We start from the raw sequence: 26,014 nt of genomic DNA on the forward strand, positions 1-26,014 counted from the left end.
AAGAAAGCAGCCACAATCAACAACTTAGCGCTGGGATTCTTGTTTTAAGAAAAAGTTTAATAGCGGCATCCAAGTTAAACCCGGAATAATTGAGCGAATCAACTGACGAGAAATTCCAGATCGTCTTTTCCCCACCAAAAGCCTACTTGCTGCACCTAAGATAAAAGGAGCAACAGCAAACGTAATAAAAAAGGATTGTGATTCAGGTGCATTTAGCTGTTCGCATAAAGCGGCTCGCATAGCAACGTTTTTTATTGCAACCTCTTCATTTTTTTGTTTTATCGACAGCATTAAATTCATCTTTAATACTCCGTGTAAATTGCTCCACCTGAGCACGCGTGTAAGGAAAATTCATGCGCGCCTTGAAGCGATAAAAACCCCATATACAGATAAGCAACAATAGTATTTGCAACAGCAAAAATGTTAGAAACCCTAATCCAGCCTGACTGCTGGCTGAGAATACCATCCATGAGAGAAATACAGAGAATGCACACCAAGCAAGCAACATCACTGGCATGATTAACAGACACAACATGATCAACTTAGGCAAAGTGCGCATCGCCAGTAGTGCTTCCATGCGCGCCAAATCAATCACTCCACCCAACACGCCAACAATATGCGCTCCTAGCTGCATTGTTTTTTCTACATCTGCCTCCACGCCCGAAGGCTGTTTCCTTGCCGGCTCTTCTGCTGAAGATGTGTTCGATGCAGACGCACTTTTTTGAGCGGTCGATTCTGCAGCTTCCTGCATATAAATACGCTCCTGAGCATTTATAGACTCGGGAGCGCTATCTTTTGATTTATGATCAATCACAAACTATCTCTTAACTACGACGCTGTAACAGATAAGACACCAACCAACCAGCGGCAAAGGCAACGCCCACAGTCACCAACGGTTTGGCTCGCACAACCTCTTCTGCTTTTGCTTCCAGCTCCATTGCACGCGCACGCCCTTCATTCAGACGAACCTTTGCATTTTCTGCTGTGGCAGAACCAATAGAACCAACTGCATCATAGATACTAGAAGTCGCCTCTTTGAATTGAGCGATGGCATCAGCCATCGAAGCATCATTCATTTTTCCATTTTCCTTTGCTTGTCCGGAAGTTTGAATAGCCATAATTATCACCTCTCAATGAGTAAATTAAATATTTTCAGTCACGAAAGCTTGAAAGTTAAAGTCGACGGCGACCAAAAATAAGCGACAGAACAAACAACACTAAAAAAACAAAAAATAATATTTGCGCTATTCCCGATGCCGCACCAGCTATACCACCAAAACCTAAAAGACCAGCAATAATGGCGACAACAAAAAACACTAATGAATAATAAAGCATGATGTTTCTCCTTTTTTAGCATTCACGATATTCCCTTCAATGAACGTGCCAATTTCTACAGCACTCCTCTCAAATAGCATTCTGCAATTTGAAGCAAAACTTTGAGATACAAACAAGATAACAACTGCGCAAATACTATCCAATCCATGATAGGCCGAGACTTTACTTCTCGAACTATTTACATAAGTGAAGATTAATTTGAAAAAATAGCTAACAAATCACCATGCAACATTGAAAAGATTACAAATACACGAAAACATTACATTTTCATTATTATCTACAGCATGTATTAGCACCACTGGAAACCTTTAAAGTTTTTGCCCGCCCCTAACAACATCTAAATAAGCTTTTAGCCAAATACAAAATCGCAAAGACAACCCCCAGCAATTCCATAAAAAACAATAAGTTATATAAACAACCTAAAAAAAACATAAAGTTGATCTTAAATTCAGCAAATATTCAGCTGTAATTTAGGCTTTATCCCTCGCACTGAATGGTTTAGTCTTGTTTTTCATCGAGTCACAAGAGCTTAACAACCACTTTGAACACCCAAGTTATAACCCCTCCGGAAATCACCAGCCAGCCACTCACGCTGGAACCCAGTAACAGTCGTCGCCTCGCCAATCTCTGCGGTCTTTTGGGCCAACACTTGCGCCAGATCGAAGAACGCCTTGAGATAGAAATCCGCAATCGCGGTAGCGAATTTGAACTCATCGGTTCACCCGCCAAAATTCGTGCAGGCGCCGAACTATTGCGCAATCTTTATTCCGCGACTGAACACAACGAACTTACCCCCGATGAAGTGCATCTTGCACTGCAAACCTCTGGTATCGAACAACTTATGGAACAACTGGATAAGGCTGAAACTGAGGCCCTGACTGGCGATACGCCAACACCATCATCAACAGAAGCATCTGATGAACAGGGCGGCATCACGCTGATTCGCACTAAAAAGTGCACCATCAAACCGCGCGGTCTAAACCAGCAGCGCTACGTGCGTGCCGTGCAGAAGCATGACATCAATTTTGGCATTGGGCCGGCAGGTACGGGTAAAACCTATCTTGCAGTAGCCTGTGCGGTTGAGGCCCTGCTGAAAAACGAAATTGAGCGCATCCTGCTGGTTCGCCCTGCAGTAGAGGCGGGAGAAAAGCTTGGTTTCCTTCCGGGAGACCTCGCCCAGAAAGTTGACCCTTACTTGCGCCCACTCTATGACGCTCTATTTGAAATGCTCGGTTTTGATACCGTCGGGAAGCTCATGGAGCGCGGCGTGATCGAGGTTGCGCCCCTCGCGTTTATGCGTGGCCGCACCCTGAACAACTCTTTTGTGATTCTCGATGAAAGCCAGAACACCACTCGCGAGCAGATGAAAATGTTCCTGACCCGTATTGGTTTTGGCACCACAGCGGTTATCACTGGCGACCCAACGCAAATCGACTTGCCGCGCGGCATGGCCTCTGGTCTGCGCCATGCAATAGACGTATTAGAAAACGTCAATGGCATCAGCTTCACCCATTTCACGTCTAAAGATGTTGTGCGCCACCCAATTGTGCAGCGCATAGTAGAAGCCTATGACGCTTTTGAGCAGCAGCAACCAAAGCAAGAGTGATCATGAGCTACCAAATCGATATCGAAAGCAACAGCCAGAGCGCTCAGATTCCCACATTGGCTGAGCTGGAGCGCTGGATCAGCGCAGCACTGAACAGCCAACAATTTGAGACAGCTGAAGTCAGCGTCTATATCGTCGATGAAGATGAAGGCCAAGAGCTAAACGCACAATACCGCGGCAAAAACTATCCAACCAATGTGCTCTCCTTCCCGGCCGATATTGCTGAGGAAGTGGGAATACCCTTATTGGGCGATTTAGTAGTTTGTGCGCCTGTGGTGGAGCATGAAGCCAAAGAGCAAGGTAAAACCTTGCAAGCACATTGGGCGCACATGCTGATTCACGGTACTTTGCATTTAGTGGGTTTTGACCACATCGAAGATGATGACGCTGAAATCATGGAAGCGCTGGAAACCCAAATCGTAACGGGGTTAGGCTACCCTGCCCCTTATCAAGATATTTCTGAAGAATAAAGACACCAGGAAATTACATCATGTCGGACGAGCACCCGAGTAGCACAACCACTGAAAAACACGAACGATCTTGGCTGGATAAACTCCTGCACGCCTTCAGCGCTGAACCAAAATCCCGTGATGAACTCATGGAGATCATCAAAGACGCTGCAGATAACCAATTATTAGACCAGGAAGCACTAAGCATTATTGAGGGAGCACTAGACGTATCCTCCCTGCAAGCGCGTGAAATTATGGTGCCGCGCTCACATATAGTTGCCATTCGCCTTGAAGACTCACCGCAAGAATATCTACCACAACTGATTGAATCCGGTCACTCGCGCTTTCCTGTCATCGGCGAAAATATCGACGATGTAAAAGGCATACTACTCGCCAAAGATTTGTTACCGCTCGCCTTAAAAGGCACCGACAACTTTAACCTTGAAACCATTCTGCGCCCCGCCAACATCATTCCCGAAAGTAAGCGAGTTAACGTTTTGCTGCGCGAATTCCGCGAAGATCGCTACCACATGGCGCTAGTAATGGATGAATACGGCGGCATCACTGGCCTGCTCACCATTGAAGATATCCTTGAAGAAATTGTCGGCGAAATCGAAGATGAAACCGACGAGCAGGAAGAAGCCACCGATTTCATTAAACGCGTCAGCGAAAATGATTACATCATTAAAGCGCTAACGCCGATTGAAGACTTTAATGAGTTCTTTAAAAAAGAACTGAGCGATGAAGATTTCGATACCATCGGCGGAATACTTATGCAGGAGTTTGGCCACCTGCCCAAGCGTAATGAAGTCGTACAGCTGGATAATATGCAATTCCGCGTTTTGTACGCCGACAACCGCCAAATTCACCTGTTGCGCCTGACCCTATTAAACGATTAAATCTCTAGCTTTCCATCGATACAAATCCCGCCACTCGGCGGGTTTTTTTTAATTGCTCACATAGCAGAAATTACTCATGCAAGACAAAATCCTAAATCTATCTCAACCAGTCGCTTTACTAATTGCACTGATCAGTGGAGCACTCATAACCCTAAGCTTTGCGCCCTTTAACATCTGGCCAATTACAGTTATCAGCCTGACTGCTTTTGCGCTTTTATTAAAAGAACAATCACTTAAAACCACGCTATGGCGCTGTTTTGCATTTGGTGTAGGGCTTTATTGCGCGGGAGTACATTGGCTTTATGTCAGCATCCACAACTTTGGTGGCGCATCGCCGTTGTTTGCCGGATTTTTAGTATTCATTTTCGCCTGTTTTATGGCGATTCTATTTATGCTGCCCTTCGGGATTTTTGCTCGCTGGTTCAGGTATCACTCGTTAGGATTAATCATCGCCTTGCCCGCCTGCTGGATTTTAAGTGAGTGGGTACGCACTTGGCTGCTAACTGGTTTCCCTTGGTTGTTTTTAGGCTATGCACATTTAAATACGCCGCTTGCAGGCTGGGCGCCAATCGCTGGGGTTACCGGGATAAGTTTTATCCTTGCGCTGACCGCTGGTGTTATCGCTGAATGGATTTGGAAACCTAGTGGAGCCGCACTCAAGAAAAAAACACTCATTATTTTTAGCTGCGTCAGTGGTATTTTCTGGATAGCAGGCGCAGGCCTGAAAAATGTCACTTGGGCAGAACCAGATACAACACCGATCAATATCGGCATGGTGCAGCCCAATGTCGATCAAAGCATCAAACTCAGCTTTAACCATGAAAGTACCATTGCAACACTGAATCAGCTACGCGATCTCAGCACCGATTTGTGGACGAATGACTGGGTTATTTGGCCGGAAGCCGCCATCCCTACATCGCTTACCTATCATGACGCCCTGCCTTTTCTGGAAGAAATGAACACCAAAGCAAGTGAGAATGACACGGCTTTATTTACTGGAGTGATTTATGAGGATCGGGATAAACGGAAGTTTTACAACTCCATTGCAGGTCTAGGCCAAGGCTATGGCTTTTATCACAAGCGCCGTTTGGTGCCCTTCGGTGAATACGTCCCACTCGAAGAACAATTGCGTGGCCTTATCGAGTTTTTTGATCTACCGACCTCGTTTATCCACTTGGGGCCACAGGAGCAACATGGGCTCATCGCCAAAGGTGTACGCATCACTCCGGCGATTTGTTATGAAATCGTGTATCCCGATTTAATCGCCCAAGCAGCTAAAGAGACTCAAGTTTTATTGAGCGTTAACAATCTCGGCTGGTTTTTGGATTCCATTCAATCAAAACAATTTATGCAGATGGCACAAATGCGCGCACTCGAAACTGGTCGCTATCTGGTTTACAGCACCAACAATGGCCCCAGCGCAATTATCGATAATCACGGCCAAATCCTCAGCCATAGCGATGCATTCAAAGCACAAACCTTTACCGGACAGATTTATACAGTAAAAGATTGGACTCCCTTCATGATCTACGGCAACGGCCCTTTGGTAATCATCGCAACATTGCTACTGCTAAGCTTGAGTTTACCCTTGCTACTTAAGCGCTCACCTGAATAATCTTTTTGCCATAAAAATAAAACCCCCGAGCAATTCTACTCGGGGGTTTTAGTCATTCAATACGGCTTCAAATAGCTATCTATCAAGCACTGAACAAAGCTGCACTATCTAATCCTTGCTTTTCCATGATGTCACGCAAGCGTTTCAAGGCTTCCACTTGAATTTGACGCACACGTTCGCGAGTCAAGCCAATCTCAAGGCCAACCTCTTCAAGCGTACTCACTTCGTAGCCACGCAAACCAAAACGACGCGCAAGTACTTCTCGTTGCTTCTCGGTCAGCTCATCCAACCAATGATCAAGACTGGTAGTCAAATCAGCATCTTGTAACAAAGCGGCTGGATCAGACACATGAGTATCAGCAATAGTATCTACAATAGCGCGGTCAGAAGAATTCCCTATAGGTGCATCGATCGAAGTAACGCGCTCATTCAAACTCAACATATGCTCAACGTCGGCAACAGGCTTATCAAGCAGGTTAGCAATTTCTTCCGGCGTCGGCTCATGATCCAACTTTTGCGACAACTCACGGGCTGCACGCAAGTAAATGTTGAGCTCTTTAACAACATGAATAGGCAAACGAATTGTGCGCGTCTGGTTCATGATTGCACGCTCAATGGTTTGACGAATCCACCATGTAGCGTAGGTTGAAAAACGGAAGCCGCGCTCAGGGTCAAACTTTTCAACTGCGCGAATCAAGCCCAAGTTGCCTTCTTCGATCAAATCAAGAAGAGCCAAACCACGGTTCACATAACGGCGCGAAATTTTTACAACTAAGCGAAGGTTACTTTCGATCATGCGCTTACGAGAGGCTTCATCACCTTTTAGCGCTTTGCGTGCGAAAAAAACTTCTTCTTCTGCACTTAATAGGGGGGAAAATCCAATTTCGTTGAGATAGATTTGAGTTGCATCGAGTGTTTTGTTGTATTTGTCTTCAACAATCCGCTCATTTGCATTTGATGATGGGGACTTAGCGACTTCCTCATCATCAGCCAGCATTAAATCTGTATCATCCAATTCTACATCTGGACCAATAAATACATCATCGCGATCAAAAGTGGTTGTGTCGCTATTCTGTAAAGTCATTTTTCAGCCCCTTAATATCAATTTTATTTAACCGGCTGGCTTTTTGTACTCACCCAGCTCGCTCAATCTCTGTCCCTATAAATAGATGCCATTACGACTGGAGATATTTTTCACAGGCTTTTGCTTAACCATCATAGACCTATGAATGTGACACTTTAACGTCGCGGTAAAAACTTTAAAGGATCTACCGGAGTGCCATCGCGACGAATCTCAAAATGAAGCTTTACTCTATCGGTGCCACTCGAACCCATATCGGCAATTCGCTGACCAGCTTTAACAAAATCGCCTTCTTTCACTAGCAATCTGTCATTGTGGGCATAGGCACTAAGAAACGTTTCGTTGTGTTTTACGATCAATAATTTACCGTAACCACGCAATCCGCTTCCCGAATAAACGACCTGTCCATCAGCAGCTGCAAGCACAGGCTCCCCCAATTTTCCGCCAAGATCAATACCTTTATTCAGTGCATTACTACCCTGGAAAGATGACAACAGCGAACCACTCACTGGCCAGCGCCAGAGCGGAGCTTTCCATGATTGCGTTTTATTCTTAGTTGCAGGGAGTTTTTTTGTTTTATTTTCTTGACGGGCAACATTTGGTTTCACTGTAGGGGCTGGCCTTGGAGTAACAACCACCTTGGGCGATGATGTACCTGTTACTTTTTTGATTGCTTGTGATTGCTGGGCAGCAGTTCCACCAGCCACATCCAGACGGATAACTTGTGAGGGGCGAATAATATAGGGCGGAAAAATACCATTATGTTTAGCTAAGGCTTCATACTTTAAACCGTATCGCCAAGCAATGGAAAAAAGTGTATCGCCAGGAATCACAATATGGGTTTTAGGACGAGAACCAAGAGCGCTGGATTTATCCAGTACTGGTGCGGATGAGCTGGAGACACAAGAAACTAGCATCATCACAATGATCAATATTCCGAACAACCTTGCCTGCTTGATCCAGCTATTAGATGGGGCTTCCAGCATGAAATCACTCACCGACTATGGTTTGTTTTTAATCACTCTTATGCAATTTAGTGCTTAATAACCAAAATTTATTTTAAAATTATCTAATATTTTTATAAAAACATGTGTGGTTGGGTATTTACGATACTAAAAATGTCAGCTGAGTGAGTAAATCTGCGCACATTGAACTCATTACTTAACTCATAGCTCGCTATCGGCACACCTGACCTAAGTGTGATTAGGCAAAATAGAACCAAGATTAAGTATTAACGCGAAGTCCCTGAAAGAAAAGGAACAAATTTTACTGGTTCTAGTATCTGAGTGATGTAGTTTTCCGTTTCACCGTCACGCAAGATCAGGTGTAACTGTTGCTCACGCCCACCAATAGGGATTACCAACACGCCCCCGGGGGCAAGCTGCTTCAATAACTCATCCGGTACCGCTTGAGGTGCCGCAGTACTCAAGATGGCGTCATATGGACCAGCTTCTGGCCAGCCAAAACCTCCATCTGCATGACGCAATTGAACATTGCGCAACCCCAATTGACGCAAGCGCTCACGGGCCTTATCTTGCAGCGGCTTGATCCGCTCCACGCTGTAAACATTAGGCACTAGCTGCGCGAGCACACTCGTTTGATAGCCCGAGCCAGTTCCCACCTCGAGAACCTTATTGAGTTTATTGCCGGCAGCGCCCAAAAGTATTTCTGTCATGCGGGCAACTATGTAAGGCTGAGAAATTGTCTGCCCGTGGCCGATAGGCAATGCCGTATCTTCATAAGCGCGATGGGAAAGAGCTTCATCGAGGAAAATATGTCGTGGTGTATTTAACAAAACATCTAACACACGCATATTGGTTACACCTTGATCACGCAAGCGCTGAATCAGGCGCTCACGGGTGCGCAATGAGGTCATGCCTACCCCTTGCATTAGTAAGTTTGTCATCCCCGGATTCACTCCTATCTATACGGTAGCTGTGCGCGATTAAAAGCGATTGGCACCGAAACAACCAAAACGGCAACTATATCATGGCTTGTGATAATTCCAGCTAGATAGGATTAGCAGCATCTGTAGATTGATTTTGAAGCACTGCAATTTCGTGCAAAATTGCGGTAGCAAACTCACCAGCATCGAGTGAAAAATGTAAAACAAGATCATCTTCCACCCAACTAAAACTCGAATTTTCAGGAATTAACTGTAACGCGCGACGCTCTTGTGAAAGACCAGCATGCTCAAGGCCATCACACCATTGCGCCCATTCCTTTAAAGCGGCCTGCTCAAGTTCGAGCAAATCCCCCGACACCAATGGCCGCCCCCTACCCCACAAAGGACCTGTAGGAACACCACCTACTTCACCATCTAGCAGTTCAAACCAATTATTTGCCAACACACGCGCAGCTAAGACTTGATTAAAGAGATAGGAGCGCGCGGCTGACAGCATCAAACCGCGCTTTTGTTTATCGCGATAACGTTTTCCGCCAACAAGAATAGCTTCCGCTTCTTGCAAATTATTGCCGTCGCGACCAAAACGCTGCTCACCAAAATAGTTGGGCACGCCCTGCGTAAAAATTGTATTCATTTTTTGTTGCAGGAGATTGCGATCTTCAGTTTCCAGATTTCGCAAGCGAATTACAAAATGGTTTTGTTGATGCTCACCGCGACGCAATTTATGTTGGTGCCTGGATACCGATAACAAATGAATCGATTGCGTATTCAATAAAGACCAATCAGGCTCAGGGACCTTAGGGAGATAAACACTAAACCATTGCGCAGTTACGGCATGACGATCTTTGCGCCCGCAGTAGCCAACATCCATAACATTGACATTCGCCAGCTCTGCAATTTTTTCCGCAACCCAAGCAGTATTTTCTCCTCGCTTACAAATGTGCAAAAAAACGTGCTCGCCACTGCCAGACGGTAAATATCCTAAATCCTCATCGACCTGAAAATCTTCAGGCTGCGCACGAAAAATAGCTGTTGCCGTTAATGCGCCATGAGCGCGAGGGAAATCTAATGAAAACTCTGTCAAAACCTTACCTATCAATACAATAATTTAATGCGGCATAATAATTTCCATAGAGACAAAATCTATCTCTAAGCTGAAACATAAATTATGCTTTTTCGAGCAAAACAACGGCATAACAAGCAACCCCCTCTTCGCGCCCCGTAAAACCAAGACGTTCAGATGTTGTTGCTTTTACATTCACTTGATTCAATTCACACTGCAGGTCAGCTGCAATCGTTTCAACCATTCGCGCAATATAATTTGCCATGCGCGGTGCCTGTGCAACGATAGTCATATCCGCATTAGATATTTTCCATCCTAGCTGCGTAACTTTTGCATAGACCATACGCAACAGCGCGCGACTGTCGGCATTGCGATATTGCATATCCGTATCAGGAAAATGTTTGCCTATATCGCCCAATGCTGTTGCGCCTAACAATGCATCACAAAGTGCATGCAAGAGAACATCGCCGTCCGAATGAGCAATCAATCCATGATGATGCGGAATAACAACACCACCAATAACTATTTTATCGCCGGGACCAAATGCATGAACGTCATAACCATGACCAATGCGCATAGACATATTTCAATTCCATCAATATAAAAGGTTGTGATTAGCTATGATTGCTGCTGCAGAATAAATTCAGCAATTACCAAGTCTTCCGGGCGAGTGATTTTTATATTATCGCTACGCCCTTGCACCATCAGCGGCTGATAGCCATAGAGCTCAACTGCTGATGACTCGTCAGTAATTAATTGCTCTTCCGCTAGCGCACGCTGCAAACACTCACGCAACAACCCCAGACGAAACATCTGCGGGGTTTGCGCTTGCCACAAAAAACGGCGATCTACAGTTGTGCAAATAGTTAAATCTTCAGCTCGCTTTAAAGTATCACTTACAGGGACACCTAAAATTCCCCCGACAGAATGATCACCTACTTGATCAATCAACTGCTGAATAGTTTCAGGAAGAATGCACGGACGAGCAGCATCGTGAACCAATACCCAGTCATCAGGTGATGCGCAATTGTGCAGAGAATCAAGCGCATTCAATACTGAGTGACAACGCTCTGCGCCCCCCGCAACGCAACGAATACGTGTATTTTTTGCAAGAGGCAGTTCACCCCAATACCCATCATTCTCACCCAAAACAAGATAGATTCCAGCAACATCGGGAAACGCTAACAAACGCTCCAAGGTAATCTCAATTACTGTTTTTTCTGCAAGCGCTAAATATTGCTTGGGACAATTAGCTCCCATACGAGCACCAATTCCTGCAGCGGGTACGACAATCCAATATGCGGGATTTTGAGAAGAAACTGATTGATTCATTAGAAAATGGGGAGGGATAGTTAATAAATTAAGTAGCAGGCGATGAGATTATTGATCTTCATCCAGAATCATAAAAAACGTTTCATCTTTTTTAATCAGGCCAATGTCATTGCGCGCCCGTTCTTCGATGGTATCCAAGCCTGTTTTTAATTCTTCTACTTCAACATCCAAAATACGGTTTCGCTCGCGCATGCGATCATTTTCTGCTTGCTGCAATTTGATCTCGGACTCCAAGCGATGTGCCTGAGCCAAACTGCCATCACCGACCCACAAACGATATTGCAGGCCGAAGAGCAATACTATCAATACACCGAGCAACCATTTCATAGCATTGAATGATCTTTTGAAACATTAGTACTCATTAGACACATTAAAAAAACAAAGGCCGAATATTCGGCCTTTGTTTTTAGTTCACTTAAGATTTGAATTCTGCGCGACCTTTGTAAGGGGCGGCAGCGCCCAATTCTGCCTCAATACGCAACAGACGGTTGTACTTGGATACGCGGTCAGAACGACACAGGGAACCAGTTTTAATTTGGCCAGCAGCAGTAGCTACCGCCAAATCAGCGATGGTGGTATCTTCAGTTTCGCCTGAACGGTGAGAAATTACCGCAGTGTAACCAGCGTCTTGCGCCATCTTGATGGCATCAAGAGTTTCGGACAGAGAGCCGATTTGGTTGAACTTGATCAGGATAGAGTTAGCGATTTTCTTCTCGATACCTTCTTTCAAAATCTTGGTGTTCGTTACGAACAAGTCATCACCCACCAATTGGATTTTGTGACCAATTTTTTGCGTCAAATCAGCCCAACCAGCCCAATCGCTTTCGTCTTTGCCGTCTTCGATAGAGATGATTGGGTATTTAGCAGCCAAGTCAGCCAGATAATCAGAGAATTCGTTGGTGGTGAATACGCGGCCTTCGCCAGCCAGATCGTATTTACCATCTTTGTAGAATTCAGTCGAAGCGCAGTCCAGAGCTAGAGTTACGTTCTCGCCCAGTTTGTAACCTGCTCTCTCAACCGCTTCAGCGATAACTTTCAGCGCATCTTCGTTAGATGGCAGATTTGGAGCAAAGCCACCTTCGTCACCTACTGCAGTGTTCAGACCTTTATCGTGCAGGATTTTTTTCAAGCTGTGGAAAATCTCAGCACCAACACGCAGAGCTTCAGCAAAGGTTTTTGCGCCCACTGGCTGAACCATAAACTCTTGAATGTCTACGTTGTTGTCAGCGTGCTCACCACCATTGATAATGTTCATCATTGGTACCGGCATAGAGTATTTGCCTGGAGTGCCGTTGATGTCAGCAATGTGGGCATACAGAGGAACTTTTTTGGAGATAGCAGCGGCTTTAGCATTAGCCAAAGAAACCGCGAGAATGGCGTTAGCGCCCAGTACAGTTTTGAAGTCTGTACCGTCAGCCTTGATCATAACGTTATCAACGGCGCGTTGATCCAAAGCATCCAAACCTACGACCAAGTTTTTGATCGTGGTATTGATGTTGTTAACTGCCTTCAATACACCTTTACCTAAGTAACGTGACTTGTCGCCATCGCGCAATTCCAGAGCTTCGCGAGAACCGGTAGATGCACCAGAAGGAGCAGCTGCGGAGCCTACTGAGCCGTCCTCCAGAATAACTTCAGCCAAAACAGTTGGATTGCCACGGCTATCCAAAATTTCAAAAGCTTTGATGTCAACAATCTTACTCATTCGTTTTTTCTCCAGAGTGTGTTTCTACAAAAATTAATTGGCGCCGATGAATTTATTGGATATCCAAGGGCGGGAAATTTTTCACTAATTCATCAATCGATTTCATTTGATGTAAAAAAGGCTCAAGCTTATCCAATGGCAAAGCGCTGGGTCCATCACATTTGGCGTTGCTTGGATCTGGATGCGCTTCCAAAAATAATCCCGCAAGACCAACTGCCATACCTGCTCGTGCCAGTTCAGCGACTTGATGGCGGCGACCACTCGACGCAGCCCCCATTGGGTCACGACACTGCAGCGAATGAGTCACATCAAAAATCACCGGAGCATCGCCACTTACTTCACGCATGGTGCGAAAGCCAAGCATATCGACCACCAAGTTGTCATAACCGAAATTAGTGCCACGGTCGCATAGAATAATTTTTTCGTTACCGCACTCAGCAAATTTCTCGACAATATTTTTCATTTGCCCAGGGCTGAGGAATTGCGGTTTTTTAATATTGATTACGGCATTGGTTTTAGCCATGGCGACAACAAGATCGGTTTGTCTGGCGAGGAATGCAGGCAGCTGGATAACATCACACACATCAGCAACTGGCTGACATTGATCTATTTCATGCACATCTGTTATCACTGGAATGCCAAAAGTTTGTTTGATTTCCTGAAATATCTTTAACCCTTCCTCCATACCCGGGCCGCGATAAGAATGTATAGAGGAGCGATTGGCCTTATCGAAAGAGGCTTTAAAAACGTAGGGGATATTCAATTTTTGAGTGGCCATGACGTAGGCTTCCGCTACCTGCATTGCCATATCGCGAGATTCAAGCACATTCATGCCGCCAAACAATACAAATGGCAATGAATTACCAACACTCAAATTGCCAATATTTACAATTTTTTGAGACACATTTATTCCCTACACAGAAGTATCAAATTGGGACGCAAAACTCGAAGCAGGCCGCAGCTTGTGCGGCCACTATTTTACTTTTTGTTGTCCAGTGCCGCTTTAACAAATGAAGTAAACAATGGATGTCCATCGCGCGGAGTAGAAGTAAACTCAGGGTGGAATTGGCATGCAACAAACCAAGGGTGGTCAGGAATCTCAACCATTTCAACCAATGTATCATCGGCGGACCAACCACCAATTTTCAAACCGGCCTTTTGTAGCTGATCAACATAATTATTGTTTACTTCATAACGATGACGATGACGCTCAACAATAACATCAGCACCGTACACTTGACGCGCTTTTGAACCTGCAACCAAACGGCACTCCTGAGCACCTAAACGCATGGTGCCGCCAAGATCAGAAGATTCGTCGCGTTTTTCCACTTCGCCATCGGAAGTAATCCATTCTGTAATCAAACCAATAACAGGATGAGAAGAATTGCGATCAAACTCAGTTGAGTTGGCACCTTTCAAACCAAGAACATTGCGTGCGAACTCAATCACAACCGATTGCATACCCAAGCAAATCCCTAGATAAGGAACTTTATTTTCACGTGCGTATTGAACTGCCATTAATTTGCCTTCAACACCGCGCTCACCGAATCCACCTGGAACCAAAATGGCATCGGCATCACTCAATATACCTACACCTTCCTGCTCAACACGCTCAGCATCGATATAGTTGATATTGACCTTGGTACTGGTATGAATACCCGCGTGAGTTAAGGCCTCAATCAGAGATTTATATGCATCCAACAACTCCATGTACTTGCCGACCATGGAAATAGTGATTGAATTTACTGGATTGAGTTTGCCATCTACGACTTTATCCCACTCAGTCAAATCAGCTTCACGGCATTGCAATCCCAACAGCTCAACAACGATTTGATCAAGACCAAAGCTTTGCAGCAGACGAGGAATAGAATAAATAGTATCTGCATCGGGTAGAGGAACAACTGCACGCTCGGCCACGTTGGTAAAGAGTGCGATTTTGCGACGAGAATCTTCATCGACCATTTTTTCTGAGCGGCACAACAAAATATCGGGTTGCAGGCCAATTGAACGCAATTCTTTAACCGAGTGCTGGGTTGGTTTGGTTTTGGTTTCGCCCGCTGTCGCAATATAAGGAACCAGTGTTAAATGCATTAGCAATGCACGAGAACCCATCTCTACTTTTAATTGACGCACAGCCTCAAGGAAGGGTTGTGATTCAATATCACCGACTGTACCGCCGATTTCAACCAGTGCCACATCAACATCGCGCCCGCCTTCAAGAATACGACGCTTGATTTCATCGGTGATGTGCGGAATAACTTGTACCGTACCGCCCAAGTAATCACCACGGCGCTCTTTACGTAGCACCGTCTCATATACGCGACCAGTAGTGAAGTTATTGCGACGTGTCATTTTGGTACGAATGAAACGCTCGTAATGCCCTAAATCCAGGTCAGTTTCAGCACCATCTTCGGTGACAAATACCTCTCCGTGCTGGAAAGGACTCATAGTACCTGGATCTACGTTGATGTAGGGGTCAAGCTTCATGATGGTCACTTTCAGACCACGAGCCTCAAGGATTGCAGCCAATGAAGCTGAGGCAATACCTTTACCCAATGAAGAAACAACACCACCAGTTACAAATATATAGCGAGTCATGTAAAACCTGATTAACTGTGAAAAATGCGGAGCGGATGGAGATAAATACCTATAAATGCACTCTTTGCGAGGCAAGGAGATTTATCGTTCAGGACGGGGCGCCAGAGTAACAGAAAGGCCTTTTCTGCTCAACGAAAAGCTAGTCCGCACTCAAAAGGAGGGCGAGAACGGGGCCATTTTGATCAATTGAACACCAATTCTTATAACTTATTATGCCGATTAAAATGCCTATTGGTCGTCGACCTCAGCCTCAAACACAGATTTGATTTGCTTGGAAGTAAAGCCACGCGAGTGTAAAAAGCGCACCTGCTTGGCTCGCTCACGAGCATCGTTTGGAAACACACCACGATACTTTTTATACCAAACCTCCCGCACCAACTCAGACCAAACAACATCGTCATCATCAATACAGTTTGAAATCAGCTCAGCCGCCACCCCTTTTTCACGCAACTCCAACCTTATAATCATTACCCCTTTTCCTTGTCGCTGACGCATAGCAACAAAAGCTTGAGCAAACCGCTCGTCCGACTGCAATCCTTGCTCAACCAATGAATTAATGGCCGCATCAATCGATTCACTGCATGTAAATTTGCGCTCAAGTTTTACTCTCAACTCCTTAGCGGAGTGCTCTCGCATAGCAAGCAAATTCATCGCATTAAAACGAATAGCACTAATAGCATTAAGAACCTGCTCCATAATATAAGTCCTGACACCTGCTAAAGACGCAAATTTAACCCCAACAAAAATGGCCGCAAAAGCGGCCATTTGAACAACAATTTATTCAATCAGTTAACGGGTGGAAATTGAGCCACTACTTCTGCAACCGCACCTGTTAATACTTCTCTTTGCTGCTGAGGAGCCATACTACGACTCAAACGCTTCTCTGACACACCGCGCCAAATCGGTTTGTCTGTTTTAGCATCCACCACATCAATAATTAGACTGCCTTGATTGTAAACACGTACCCCAGATCCTGGCCCATAAAAATAAGGATAGGCGTAGGGGTAGCGATAACCACGGCCATAGTAGCCAAACCCATAGAGGTCGTTATAGCTACGAGGATCAATTTTTTCTTCGATTACGACATGGTAACTAACAATGAAATCTGGTTTTGCTCCAGCTGCAGCACTTTGATAGCGCTTACCAAGCTCAGCCTCAAGTGCAGAGTGAATATGGCTCAAGGTAAACGGAGATACCAAAATACTCTCTTTACTGTCTTGTTTTGTCTCTGCCACATCAAACGTTTTTAATGATGAAAAATCGTAATCTGCTTGATGATCCGTTTCCACCTGCGATTGCGTTGTACAGCCAGCAACAACCAACCCTACTAAGACTATTAACAGCACACCTAATTGCTTCATAACCAACCTCACATTAAACCCTCTTATGGGATCGACTTTCATATGAAGATGCGGCTAGTTTTCCATTACAGGCACAATTAGCAGCAACTTTCTTTCCCAACAGCATAAAGAGCGACAAGAGCGGAAGCAAGCAGATCTCTTCAGGGCAAAATCTTCGCAAACCACCCAATAGATAGTACGCGAAGATTTTTTAATGCAAGTTTTTAAGCTTCTGCATCATCCGTCATTTCACTATCATTTGGACTAAGTGAGAGTGCTGGCGTGGCCAAAAGTTCTGATCTAACTTTTTGCTCCAATTCTTTGGATATTTCAGGATTCTCTTGTAAAAACTTCATTACGTTGTTTTTACCTTGACCAATTTTGTTACCTTGATAACTGTACCAAGCACCCGCTTTATCGATTAGCCCTAACTTAACACCGTAATCGACAATTTCACCCATACGATTAATGCCAGAGCCGTACAGAATCTGAAATTCGGCCTGTTTAAAAGGTGGGGCAACCTTGTTTTTTACTACTTTTACACGAGTTTCTGAACCTATAACCTCTTCACCTTCTTTCACCGCACCAGTGCGACGAATATCCAAGCGCACAGAAGCATAGAATTTAAGCGCATTACCACCTGTGGTTGTTTCAGGATTACCAAACATCACGCCAATTTTCATACGGATTTGGTTAATAAAAATCACCAAACAATTAGCATTCTTAATATTTCCCGTGATTTTACGCAGCGCTTGCGACATTAAGCGTGCCTGCAAGCCTACGTGGTGATCACCCATTTCACCTTCGATTTCCGCTCTCGGCGTCAAGGCGGCTACAGAGTCGACAACCAGTACATCGACCGCACCGGAACGCACCAACATATCGGTTACTTCGAGTGCCTGCTCACCTGTATCAGGTTGTGAAACGATCAGGTCTTCAACATTAACGCCCAACTTGGTGGCATAAATAGGATCGAGGGCATGTTCCGCATCGATAAACGCACAGGTGCCGCCTGCACGTTGAGCCTCAGCAATGACTTGCAGTGTCAGAGTGGTTTTACCAGAAGATTCAGGGCCATAAATTTCAATAATCCGACCTTTAGGTAGACCACCAATCCCTAATGCCACATCCAACCCTAAAGACCCGGTAGAAATAGCCGGAATAGCGACCTGTTCTTTGTCGCCCATCCGCATAACAGTACCTTTACCAAATTGACGCTCAATTTGACTCAGCGCAGCCTGTAACGCCTTCTCTTTGTTTGCATCCATCTGACACCTCAACATAAAAAATTAGAAAACACATTGTTATAAATTGCTATGCGATCAAGAACGCTTTTATTCAATATCCAGCAATCTGGACACCAGCAGCAACAGATCAATATCGCATCAGTATTGATAGCATACACCAAATAACTGTATACGCAAACAGTACTAGCAATTTATACAGTATCACTTGAAGTTATCGCTTTAGAATGGCGAATTCGCCTGTAAAATTTGCACCATAGACATCACCATTAGATGTCATCAGCACGTAGAGTGTTTTTTGTTCTTTTGCGTTTTCCACAGCAACTATGTAATAGCCATCACCATTTTCATGCAGCTTGGCATTCTTGGTTGACACCTCGCGCCAACTTTCAGGAAGGCTATCGACCTCAAATTCACCCTTTGTACTAGTCAATTGAATTGAGTAATTCTTGGCAACATCAACGGCAGAAGTTTCGGTGATATAGCTGTGATCGTGCCCCTCATGGGCAATCACCGATGTAACACCAGACAAAAGACCGAACAGCAAAGCGAAAATTGGATTTTTCATTATTTTTCCTGGAGAGAGCAAGCTTAAAGGAGATATTTTTAGCGGGCACACTATACCAACAAGCCATAAGTTGCAGGCGAGAATTAGGCTCAATTTTTGGCTACTGAATTCCACATTCAGTCGATTAATTTTTTGCCGCAACCATATTCAAACAACCCTCCAGCGCCCAGAGCACTGCTTGCAGCTGCACACTTTGCCTATCCCCAGGAAAGTGCTTTAACTCAGTTTTTATATCTCCTCCTGCCCTGCCCCACGCAAACCAGACACTACCTACCGGTTTTTCAGGCGAACCACCGCTTGGCCCAGCGATACCACTGACGGCAATCGCGATATCTGCCCCCGAAAGCAAAAGCGCACCACTTACCATTTCGATCACTACTCGCTCGCTCACCGCTCCTTCGTTCGCAAGTGATTCACCCGAAACACCTAATAGCTTTTGCTTGGCTGCATTTGCATAGCTCACCACGCCATACTCGAACCAAGCTGAACTGCCAGCAATTGCAGTGATAGCCGCTGCAACCCCACCACCAGTACAGGATTCTGCTGTGGCGATACGCCAATTACACGCCAGCAGCCGTTCCCCTAATTGCCGGCTTAGTTGATACAAATGATCATCCATATACTCATCCTCGCTTTTTCACATCAGCCACCCAATCCTGCGAGTGTAAAGGAGCCCTGTCGCCACACATAGAATTGATGGATACATCGCTATAAATCGATCTATGTAATCAATAATCATATAGTTAGACATTATGACTTGCTGCTTGACACTTTTTTACGGATGCGCAAAAATTAAACCTATAAATATGATTTATATAACAATCAATAAAGAGAGAGGAACGCACATGAGATACCACGCATCAGCAAAATTTGCTCACACCACCCTGTTTCTGGCCGTCAGCTTATTTACTTCTTTAGCTAACGCCCAAGATGCAGCTTCAGACGATACTGTCGAAGAAGTTGTAGTAACTGGCAAATTCTTGAAAAGTCTACAATCTGCCGCCGAGATCAAACGTAATGCAGCGAGCGTAGTAGAAGCTATTTCGGCGGAAGACATCGGCCAATTGCCCGATGTATCTATCAGCGATTCATTAAAACGCTTACCCGGCTTGGCGCAAGACCGCGACCGCGGTAACGGCAGCCAGATTTCCATCCGCGGCATGGGCGGCATGTTGGGTTTCACTACCTTGAATGGCCGTGAAGTGGCGATTCTGGAAGAGACTCGCAATATCCGTTACGACCAGTTCCCATCGGAATTGATTAACGCTGCACAAGTATACAAAACACCGCAAGCGTGGATCCCCGAAGGCGGCGTATCCGGCACCATCAACTTGGATACCATCAAACCGCTCGACTACGACTCAACCCAAGTCGTTGTTGACCTGCGCGCAACCGCGTCTGAGTTGGGTCAGGATATAGATGATGCATCCAACAGCGGCATCGGCCAACGCATCAGCATTTCTTATATCGACCAATTTCTCGATGACACGCTAGGCGTAGCCATTGGTTATTCAGGCCGTTCAGAAGCTATCGCAACACAGCGCGCCGAACTCTGGAACTATGGCGACACTTGGCACAACTCCCAATGGAACGATGAACTCGGCGCTAACGTAATCGCCCCTTGGGGTGGTTCTGCCTTGGTTCGCGGCGGTGAAGATGAGCGTCACGGTGTGATGGGCGCTATCCAATGGCAAGTCAATGACAATCTGGAAATCAGCTATGACGGTTTCTGGTCTTCCTTTGATATCTCCGAACAACAACGCGGCTTCGATTTCGGCATTTCCAATGCTTATGCAGACCAATGGGACTTGGGTGAAACCATCCCAACTGGCTATACCAACGATGACCTCGGTGCAGGTGCGGTAGATTTACTCTCAGGCACAGTTAATCTCAGCTCACTGCGCAACCTGAACGAAGAGTACGTACAAGATGACGAGCTCATGAGCCACGGCATCAACGTAAAATGGACGCAGGATTTGTGGACTATCGCCGCAGATGCGGCCATCTCTGAAACCAGCCGCGACAAACGTTGGGCATCAATACGTACCGAAAGCACCGCGCCCGGTCGCGCTACTTTTGGCGCGACCAAAGATGGCCGCATGACATTTGAATTGCTGGATGCATCCTTGACCGACACCAGCACCAACATCGTCAACCAAATCCAGGTACAACCTCAGGCTGAAGGCGGCGATGAGGTTAACTCCTTCAGATTAGACTTCACTCGCGATTTCGATAACGGCTTCGTCCAAGCAGTGAAATTCGGCGCTGCATTTTCCAGCCGCGACAAATACGAACATGGTCAAATCTGGACTCAAAGTGTTACGCAAAACGCAGGCACTGCAATTCCTGCAGACATGATTCTCGATGCAAAAAGCGATAGCTATTGGAGCGACTTGCCCGATTACATGAGCCTCGACCGCAATGCGATTATCAATAGCTATTTCGGTGGATTGGAAAATCCTACTCCGGGCGATGCGGATGATTTGGTATCCAGCTGGGATGTAAGCGAAGACATCAGCGCGCAATACATTCAACTGGATATGGGAACCGAAGTATTTGGTTTGCCATTGACTGGTAATTTGGGTGTACGCAACGTTAGAACGGAAACAACATCCAGCGGTTATCAGCAAGGTGTTACCCAAGAAGTTTGGGAAGAAATTCCCGCTGGCTCGGGTAACTGGGTGATGACAGGCTCAGTTGACGTTGTTGAACCAGTTTCTATTGATCACAACTACAACGATGTTCTGCCAAGCACCAACTGGACTCTTGGTTTAACCGAGGATCAGTTGCTGCGTTTTGCCGCTGCGAAAACCATGGCACGCGCACCAGTAAATATGATGAGCCCAAGCCTCAATTTGAATCAGGATTTGTGGGGTTCAAACCCAGGCGAATCTACATCCGGCAACCCGAAACTTGATCCATTCCGCGCCGATCAATTTGACGTGTCTTACGAGTGGTACTACTCGGAAGGCTCACAGATTTCTGCTGCTGTGTTCTACAAAGACTTGGAAAGCTTTATCGCTCGCGCTGCCGATGCAGAAACGGTTGTTAGTAACGGTGTTGAGTATCAAGTGTCACGTCCAATCAACGGTACTGGCGGCTACATTCGCGGCTACGAATTATTATGGCAGCAATCATTTGATTTCTTGCCTGCGCCGTTTAATGGTTTAGGTATTTACACCAACTACTCGCACAACGAATCCAACGTTGAGCAGTTTGTACCGCTGTACAGCAACTACAAAGCAGGCTTGACTGGTTTGTCGGAAGACGTTGCCAACTTCACCCTCTGGTATGCGCTGAACGGTTTTGAAGCGCGCACTTCTTACAGCTATCGCAGCGAATTCCAACGCGATATCAACTTGGTGATGGGCGAAGAAGGTATGAACGATTCTGAAGGTTACTGGGATCTGAGCCTTTCCTATAACTTTGACGATCATTACAAAGTGTACTTCCAGGTGCAAAACCTGACCAACGAGCCTTACAAGACTTACGGTTTGGAATCCAACAATCCAAATCACATCAACAAGTATGAAGAGTTCGGCACTCGTTACTCTGTTGGTTTGAACTGGAAACTGTAATTTTTTACATGATTAGCCCGCTGTTTTGTTCATGAAGTAATCCCCTTGGACGGCTGCCTCGGCAGCCGTGTTTTTTTGGAAAAAATATAATGAAAAAAATACTGCTATTGATTCTTTGTTGTGGTAGCTGGAACACTTGGGCTACCGCAGCAACAGCAGAAAAACCTTTTTACGTCGGCGCCGATTTATCTTATGTCAATGAAATGGAGGATTGCGGAGCAACCTATTACGACCAAGGTAAAAAACAAGATCCTTTTACACTCTTCGCCGACAAAGGCTCCGATTTAGTACGCGTGCGTTTATGGCATGACGCCGACTGGACAAAATACTCCGACTTTGATGACGTTAGCAAAACCCTGCAACGCGCCAAAGACAACAACATGAAAACCTTACTGGATTTTCATTATTCCGATACATGGACAGACCCGGAAAAACAATTTATACCAAAAGCTTGGGCACACATTACCGATACCGATGAACTCGCTCAGGCACTCTACGATTACACCACCGACACACTTGCCAAGCTCGATGCCAAAAACTTGCTGCCCGACATGGTACAAGTTGGCAATGAAACCAATATTGAAATCTTGCAGCAAGAAAAAACGATTGTTCACGGCATTCCCAACTGGAAGCGCAATGCACAATTGTTAAATAGCGGAATTAAAGCGGTACGCGATTACAGTAAAAAAACCAATAAACCGATTCAAATTGTGCTGCACATTGCACAGCCGGAAAACGCACTGATCTGGTTTAAACAAGCGAAAGAAAATGGCGTAACCGATTTTGATATTATCGGGCTTTCCTATTATCCCCAGTGGTCAACCTATCAATTAGCTTATGTTCCTGACGCAATTAAAGAATTGAAAAGCTCGTATCAAAAAGACGTAATGATTGTAGAAACCGCTTATCCTTGGACGCTCAAAAATTTTGATAAAGCAGGTAATGTGCTAGGCAAAAAAGCCGTGCAACCCGACTATCCTGCAACAGCGAAAGGGCAATTACTTTATTTACTAACCTTGACGCAACTAGTTAAAGCCGCTGGTGGCTTGGGCGTTATCTACTGGGAACCCGCATGGGTAAGCACCCGCTGCAAAACTCTTTGGGGGCGTGGATCACACTGGGAAAACGCCAGCTTTTTTGATGCTACACGCCGCAACAATGCCCTGCCCGCGTTTTTATTTTTTTCAGCGGACTATACAGGACAAGCTACGGAATAATTCACGGAGCAATTTACGGAATAATTTACGGAACAGCCCACCCAATAAACGAATGCAAACCATCCAATAAGATCGACGAGTGATAAAATATATAGTGAGAAAAATTATGAAGAACAAAAAATTCCAACTCTGCACCTTAGCACTGTGCGGCTTTATCGCCGCTTGCTCGCCCAAACAGCAAGAGAGCATCACCCTAATTAATGATTCGCTGTACGATAAAGACTGGCAGTTTTTCCGCAGTGCGGACGTACTGGACATCACCAGCGCGCAACAGCACAGCGAGTGGGAAGCTATTCAGATTCCCCACACTCCCAAAATCGAACCACTGGTTGTGAATGATCAGTTCCAAGGCGATGCTTGGTACAAAAAAACCATCACTACCGATGCAAGCTGGAAAGGCAAACAGATCGCACTGAAATTTGAAGCGGCAATGAATGTGGCCGAGGTTTGGCTCAATGGTGAAAAGCTCACTACCCATGTCGGCGGCTATTTACCCTTCACAGTCAACCTGACCGAGAAATTACACTGGGATAAAGCCAATGAATTGATGGTGCGTTTGGATAACCGCGACAACCCCATCACCGGCCCAAAACCATTAAAAGATTTGGACTTTAATACCTACGGCGGCATTTATCGCCATGTGCATTTGCAAATTAATAATGATCTGCACATCACCGACGCTGTTGCCGCAGGAAAAACTGCGAGCGGCGGCATTTTTGTTACCTACCCTGCGGTAAGCAAAGAGCAAGCAAACATTAAAATTAATACTCATGTGTTTAATGCAAGCGCTGATTCCAAAAATTTCCGCGTTGAACAAAAACTTATCGATGGCGATAAGGTTATTGCTGAAAAAACCAGTGATGCGCAAGCTATCGCCGGAAAATCTGATGCAGAAAACAGCATCGAATTAGCGGTAAACCAACCACGCTTATGGTCACCCAAAGCACCTAATTTGTATCAACTAAGCACTCGTGTTTATGACGGCGAAGCATTAGTCGATGAGCAAACGACGCGCATCGGCATTCGCGAATTCAAATGGGTAGACAATCAATTGTTTATCAATGGTGAAAAAACCTTTTTGCGCGGTGTAAATCGCCATCAGGAATATCCTTATGTTGGCTACGCAACATCTGATGCAGCAGATTATCGCGATGCAGTGAAAATCAAATCCGCTGGTTTTGATTATGTGCGCCTCTCGCACTACCCACACTCACCTGCGTTTATGGCTGCTGCCGATGAATTAGGCTTGGTGTTGTTGGATTCTATTTTAGGCTGGCAATATTTTTCTGAAGATCCTGCATTCCAAGCGCAAATCCAACAAACCTGTCGCGATTTAATTCGTCGCGACCGCAACCACGCATCGGTTATGGCATGGGAATGTTCGCTGAATGAATCCTGGATGAGCGAGCCGTTTATCGACTCACTCACCAAAATTATCGATGAAGAATATCCGGGTGCAATGTCTGCTGGCTGGCAGGAATATGGTTACGATATTTACTTGCAAGCGCGTCAGCATCGCTTGGAGCATTACAATGAACCGAGCAAACCCTACAACGTGAGTGAGTACGGCGATTGGGAATACTATGCAATGAACGCCGGTTTAAACCAAACCGCGTGGGCTGATTTAATGCAAGCGGATCGCTCCAGCCGCCAATTATTAAGCGATGGCGAAACTCGCTTATTGCAACAAGCCGCCAACCTGCAAGAAGCACATAACGATAACCTCAATACACCTGCATTTGCCGATGGTTATTGGGTAATGTTTGATTACAACCGCGGCTACGCACCAGATTTGGAAAGCTCGGGCATTATGAGTATCGAGCGTTTGCCTAAATACAGCTATTACTTCTACCAAAGTCAGCGTGACGCCAGTGAAGTTTCCGACAAGTTTGCATCTGGCCCTATGGTATTTATCGCCAGTGAATGGAATGAAAAATCCGCATTAAACGTACGCGTATTCAGCAACGCCGATGAAGTTGAGTTAATGCTTAATGGAAAAGTTATCGCCAAACAAACTCCCGATACAGATGCCAATAGCAAAAACCTGAAGCATCCTCCATTTACTTTTACAGTGGAAAAGTTTGAAGTTGGCGAATTAAAAGCTGTTGCTTATATAGATGGCAAAACAGTTGCTGAACACAAAGTTGTAACCGCTGGTGCAGCAGCCAGCCTGCAATTGTCATTAGATACCAGCGGCAAAGCACCACAAGCGGGTGTTAAAGATGCCGTTTTTGTCTATGCCCAATTGCTCGATGCAAACGGCAATAAAGTGAACGCAAATAATGTTTCAGTTACTTTTAGCCTTAACGGCTCAGCAAAACTCATCAGCCCTGCCGAGGTTAATACCAGTGGCGGAATTGCAACTGCACTGATTGAAGTTGGCGATTCACTGGAAAATCTCAGCATCAGCGCTGCCAGCAGTGAATTGCAAGGTACAAGCTTGAACATCAAATAATCATCAAATTAACTGCACAAATA

The 26,014-nt window shown here is 45.4% G+C and carries 26 protein-coding genes; 7 read left to right on the forward strand and 19 right to left on the reverse strand.

Going from position 1 to position 26,014, the window contains the following annotated elements; genetic code table 11:
• Nucleotides 1-24 precede the first annotated feature (24 nt).
• From SPL68_RS12840 to SPL68_RS12855, 4 genes are read right to left on the reverse strand one after another with little or no spacing between them, the layout of a single operon-like run.
• Entirely contained in the window at nucleotides 25-300 is a 276-nt protein-coding gene (locus SPL68_RS12840; RefSeq protein WP_323815564.1) for a hypothetical protein, read from the reverse strand.
• Entirely contained in the window at nucleotides 266-814 is a 549-nt protein-coding gene (locus SPL68_RS12845; protein ID WP_323815565.1) for a hypothetical protein, read from the reverse strand. Before SPL68_RS12845 ends, SPL68_RS12840 begins: the two co-directional genes overlap by 35 nt.
• 10 nt (nucleotides 815-824) lie before the next feature.
• Nucleotides 825-1,118: a DUF883 C-terminal domain-containing protein gene (locus tag SPL68_RS12850; RefSeq protein ID WP_323815566.1), complete on the reverse strand. Its 294-nt coding sequence runs from the start codon at nucleotides 1,116-1,118 to the stop codon at nucleotides 825-827.
• Between the two features lie 55 nt (nucleotides 1,119-1,173).
• Nucleotides 1,174-1,335, reverse strand: a complete 162-nt coding sequence (locus SPL68_RS12855; protein ID WP_323815567.1) for a DUF1328 domain-containing protein — start codon at nucleotides 1,333-1,335, stop codon at nucleotides 1,174-1,176.
• 541 nt (nucleotides 1,336-1,876) lie between these two features.
• Here SPL68_RS12855 and SPL68_RS12860 point away from each other — a divergent pair.
• The 4 genes from SPL68_RS12860 to lnt all read left to right on the forward strand — a co-directional run bounded on the left by SPL68_RS12860 (nucleotide 1,877) and on the right by lnt (nucleotide 5,904).
• Nucleotides 1,877-2,941 (forward strand): PhoH family protein, encoded by a 1,065-nt coding sequence (locus tag SPL68_RS12860; protein WP_323815568.1) that lies wholly within the window; start codon nucleotides 1,877-1,879, stop codon nucleotides 2,939-2,941.
• Between the two features lie 2 nt (nucleotides 2,942-2,943).
• Nucleotides 2,944-3,411 (forward strand): rRNA maturation RNase YbeY, encoded by a 468-nt coding sequence (gene ybeY / locus SPL68_RS12865; RefSeq protein WP_323815569.1) that lies wholly within the window; start codon nucleotides 2,944-2,946, stop codon nucleotides 3,409-3,411.
• A 20-nt stretch (nucleotides 3,412-3,431) separates the two neighbouring features.
• Nucleotides 3,432-4,289 (forward strand): HlyC/CorC family transporter, encoded by an 858-nt coding sequence (locus SPL68_RS12870; protein ID WP_323815570.1) that lies wholly within the window; start codon nucleotides 3,432-3,434, stop codon nucleotides 4,287-4,289.
• Between the two features lie 76 nt (nucleotides 4,290-4,365).
• The gene (lnt, locus tag SPL68_RS12875; protein WP_323815571.1) at nucleotides 4,366-5,904 is read left to right on the forward strand and encodes an apolipoprotein N-acyltransferase; all 1,539 of its coding nucleotides are present in this window, start codon (nucleotides 4,366-4,368) and stop codon (nucleotides 5,902-5,904) included.
• Between the two features lie 82 nt (nucleotides 5,905-5,986).
• Here lnt and rpoS read toward each other — a convergent pair whose 3' ends face one another.
• The 15 genes from rpoS to SPL68_RS12950 all read right to left on the reverse strand — a co-directional run bounded on the left by rpoS (nucleotide 5,987) and on the right by SPL68_RS12950 (nucleotide 19,360).
• Nucleotides 5,987-6,988 carry an RNA polymerase sigma factor RpoS gene (gene rpoS / locus SPL68_RS12880; RefSeq protein WP_323815572.1) on the reverse strand — a complete coding sequence of 334 codons (1,002 nt, stop codon included), beginning with the start codon at nucleotides 6,986-6,988 and terminating at the stop codon, nucleotides 5,987-5,989.
• Between the two features lie 155 nt (nucleotides 6,989-7,143).
• Nucleotides 7,144-7,971: a peptidoglycan DD-metalloendopeptidase family protein gene (locus tag SPL68_RS12885; protein WP_323815573.1), complete on the reverse strand. Its 828-nt coding sequence runs from the start codon at nucleotides 7,969-7,971 to the stop codon at nucleotides 7,144-7,146.
• Nucleotides 7,972-8,216: 245 nt separating this feature from the next.
• On the reverse strand, nucleotides 8,217-8,891 hold the full coding sequence (locus tag SPL68_RS12890; protein WP_323815574.1) for a protein-L-isoaspartate(D-aspartate) O-methyltransferase: 675 nt from the start codon (nucleotides 8,889-8,891) through the stop codon (nucleotides 8,217-8,219).
• A gap of 103 nt (nucleotides 8,892-8,994) precedes the next feature.
• On the reverse strand, nucleotides 8,995-9,975 hold the full coding sequence (truD, locus tag SPL68_RS12895; RefSeq protein ID WP_323815575.1) for a tRNA pseudouridine(13) synthase TruD: 981 nt from the start codon (nucleotides 9,973-9,975) through the stop codon (nucleotides 8,995-8,997).
• Between the two features lie 82 nt (nucleotides 9,976-10,057).
• The gene (gene ispF / locus SPL68_RS12900; protein WP_323815751.1) at nucleotides 10,058-10,531 is read right to left on the reverse strand and encodes a 2-C-methyl-D-erythritol 2,4-cyclodiphosphate synthase; all 474 of its coding nucleotides are present in this window, start codon (nucleotides 10,529-10,531) and stop codon (nucleotides 10,058-10,060) included.
• Nucleotides 10,532-10,572: 41 nt separating this feature from the next.
• The gene (gene ispD / locus SPL68_RS12905) at nucleotides 10,573-11,286 is read right to left on the reverse strand and encodes a 2-C-methyl-D-erythritol 4-phosphate cytidylyltransferase (RefSeq protein ID WP_323815576.1); all 714 of its coding nucleotides are present in this window, start codon (nucleotides 11,284-11,286) and stop codon (nucleotides 10,573-10,575) included.
• A 48-nt stretch (nucleotides 11,287-11,334) separates the two neighbouring features.
• Nucleotides 11,335-11,613: a septum formation initiator family protein gene (locus SPL68_RS12910; RefSeq protein ID WP_323815577.1), complete on the reverse strand. Its 279-nt coding sequence runs from the start codon at nucleotides 11,611-11,613 to the stop codon at nucleotides 11,335-11,337.
• Nucleotides 11,614-11,701: 88 nt separating this feature from the next.
• Nucleotides 11,702-12,991 carry a phosphopyruvate hydratase gene (gene eno / locus SPL68_RS12915; protein ID WP_323815578.1) on the reverse strand — a complete coding sequence of 430 codons (1,290 nt, stop codon included), beginning with the start codon at nucleotides 12,989-12,991 and terminating at the stop codon, nucleotides 11,702-11,704.
• Between the two features lie 52 nt (nucleotides 12,992-13,043).
• Complete coding sequence (gene kdsA / locus SPL68_RS12920) at nucleotides 13,044-13,895, reverse strand: 3-deoxy-8-phosphooctulonate synthase (RefSeq protein WP_323815579.1); 852 nt, start codon at nucleotides 13,893-13,895, stop codon at nucleotides 13,044-13,046.
• 74 nt (nucleotides 13,896-13,969) lie between these two features.
• Nucleotides 13,970-15,589 carry a CTP synthase gene (locus SPL68_RS12925; RefSeq protein ID WP_323815580.1) on the reverse strand — a complete coding sequence of 540 codons (1,620 nt, stop codon included), beginning with the start codon at nucleotides 15,587-15,589 and terminating at the stop codon, nucleotides 13,970-13,972.
• A gap of 228 nt (nucleotides 15,590-15,817) precedes the next feature.
• A complete protein-coding gene (locus SPL68_RS12930; protein ID WP_323815581.1) occupies nucleotides 15,818-16,354 on the reverse strand; it encodes a regulatory protein RecX in 537 nt (178 codons plus the stop codon).
• Nucleotides 16,355-16,374: 20 nt separating this feature from the next.
• Nucleotides 16,375-16,950 (reverse strand): DUF4136 domain-containing protein, encoded by a 576-nt coding sequence (locus tag SPL68_RS12935; RefSeq protein ID WP_323815582.1) that lies wholly within the window; start codon nucleotides 16,948-16,950, stop codon nucleotides 16,375-16,377.
• A gap of 203 nt (nucleotides 16,951-17,153) precedes the next feature.
• A complete protein-coding gene (gene recA / locus SPL68_RS12940) occupies nucleotides 17,154-18,197 on the reverse strand; it encodes a recombinase RecA (RefSeq protein WP_323815583.1) in 1,044 nt (347 codons plus the stop codon).
• Nucleotides 18,198-18,387: 190 nt separating this feature from the next.
• On the reverse strand, nucleotides 18,388-18,741 hold the full coding sequence (locus tag SPL68_RS12945; protein WP_323815584.1) for a DUF6488 family protein: 354 nt from the start codon (nucleotides 18,739-18,741) through the stop codon (nucleotides 18,388-18,390).
• Nucleotides 18,742-18,865: 124 nt separating this feature from the next.
• Nucleotides 18,866-19,360: a CinA family protein gene (locus SPL68_RS12950; protein ID WP_323815585.1), complete on the reverse strand. Its 495-nt coding sequence runs from the start codon at nucleotides 19,358-19,360 to the stop codon at nucleotides 18,866-18,868.
• Nucleotides 19,361-19,586: 226 nt separating this feature from the next.
• Between SPL68_RS12950 and SPL68_RS12955 the strand changes: the two genes are divergently transcribed.
• From SPL68_RS12955 to SPL68_RS12965, 3 genes are all read left to right on the forward strand, one after another.
• The gene (locus SPL68_RS12955) at nucleotides 19,587-22,319 is read left to right on the forward strand and encodes a TonB-dependent receptor (protein WP_323815586.1); all 2,733 of its coding nucleotides are present in this window, start codon (nucleotides 19,587-19,589) and stop codon (nucleotides 22,317-22,319) included.
• An 89-nt stretch (nucleotides 22,320-22,408) separates the two neighbouring features.
• Nucleotides 22,409-23,536, forward strand: a complete 1,128-nt coding sequence (locus SPL68_RS12960) for a glycoside hydrolase family 53 protein (RefSeq protein ID WP_323815587.1) — start codon at nucleotides 22,409-22,411, stop codon at nucleotides 23,534-23,536.
• A 106-nt stretch (nucleotides 23,537-23,642) separates the two neighbouring features.
• Nucleotides 23,643-25,991, forward strand: a complete 2,349-nt coding sequence (locus SPL68_RS12965; RefSeq protein WP_323815588.1) for a glycoside hydrolase family 2 protein — start codon at nucleotides 23,643-23,645, stop codon at nucleotides 25,989-25,991.
• Nucleotides 25,992-26,014 lie beyond the last annotated feature (23 nt).

It is taken from the genome of Cellvibrio chitinivorans, assembly GCF_035117775.1.
GTDB lineage: Bacteria > Pseudomonadota > Gammaproteobacteria > Pseudomonadales > Cellvibrionaceae > Cellvibrio > Cellvibrio chitinivorans.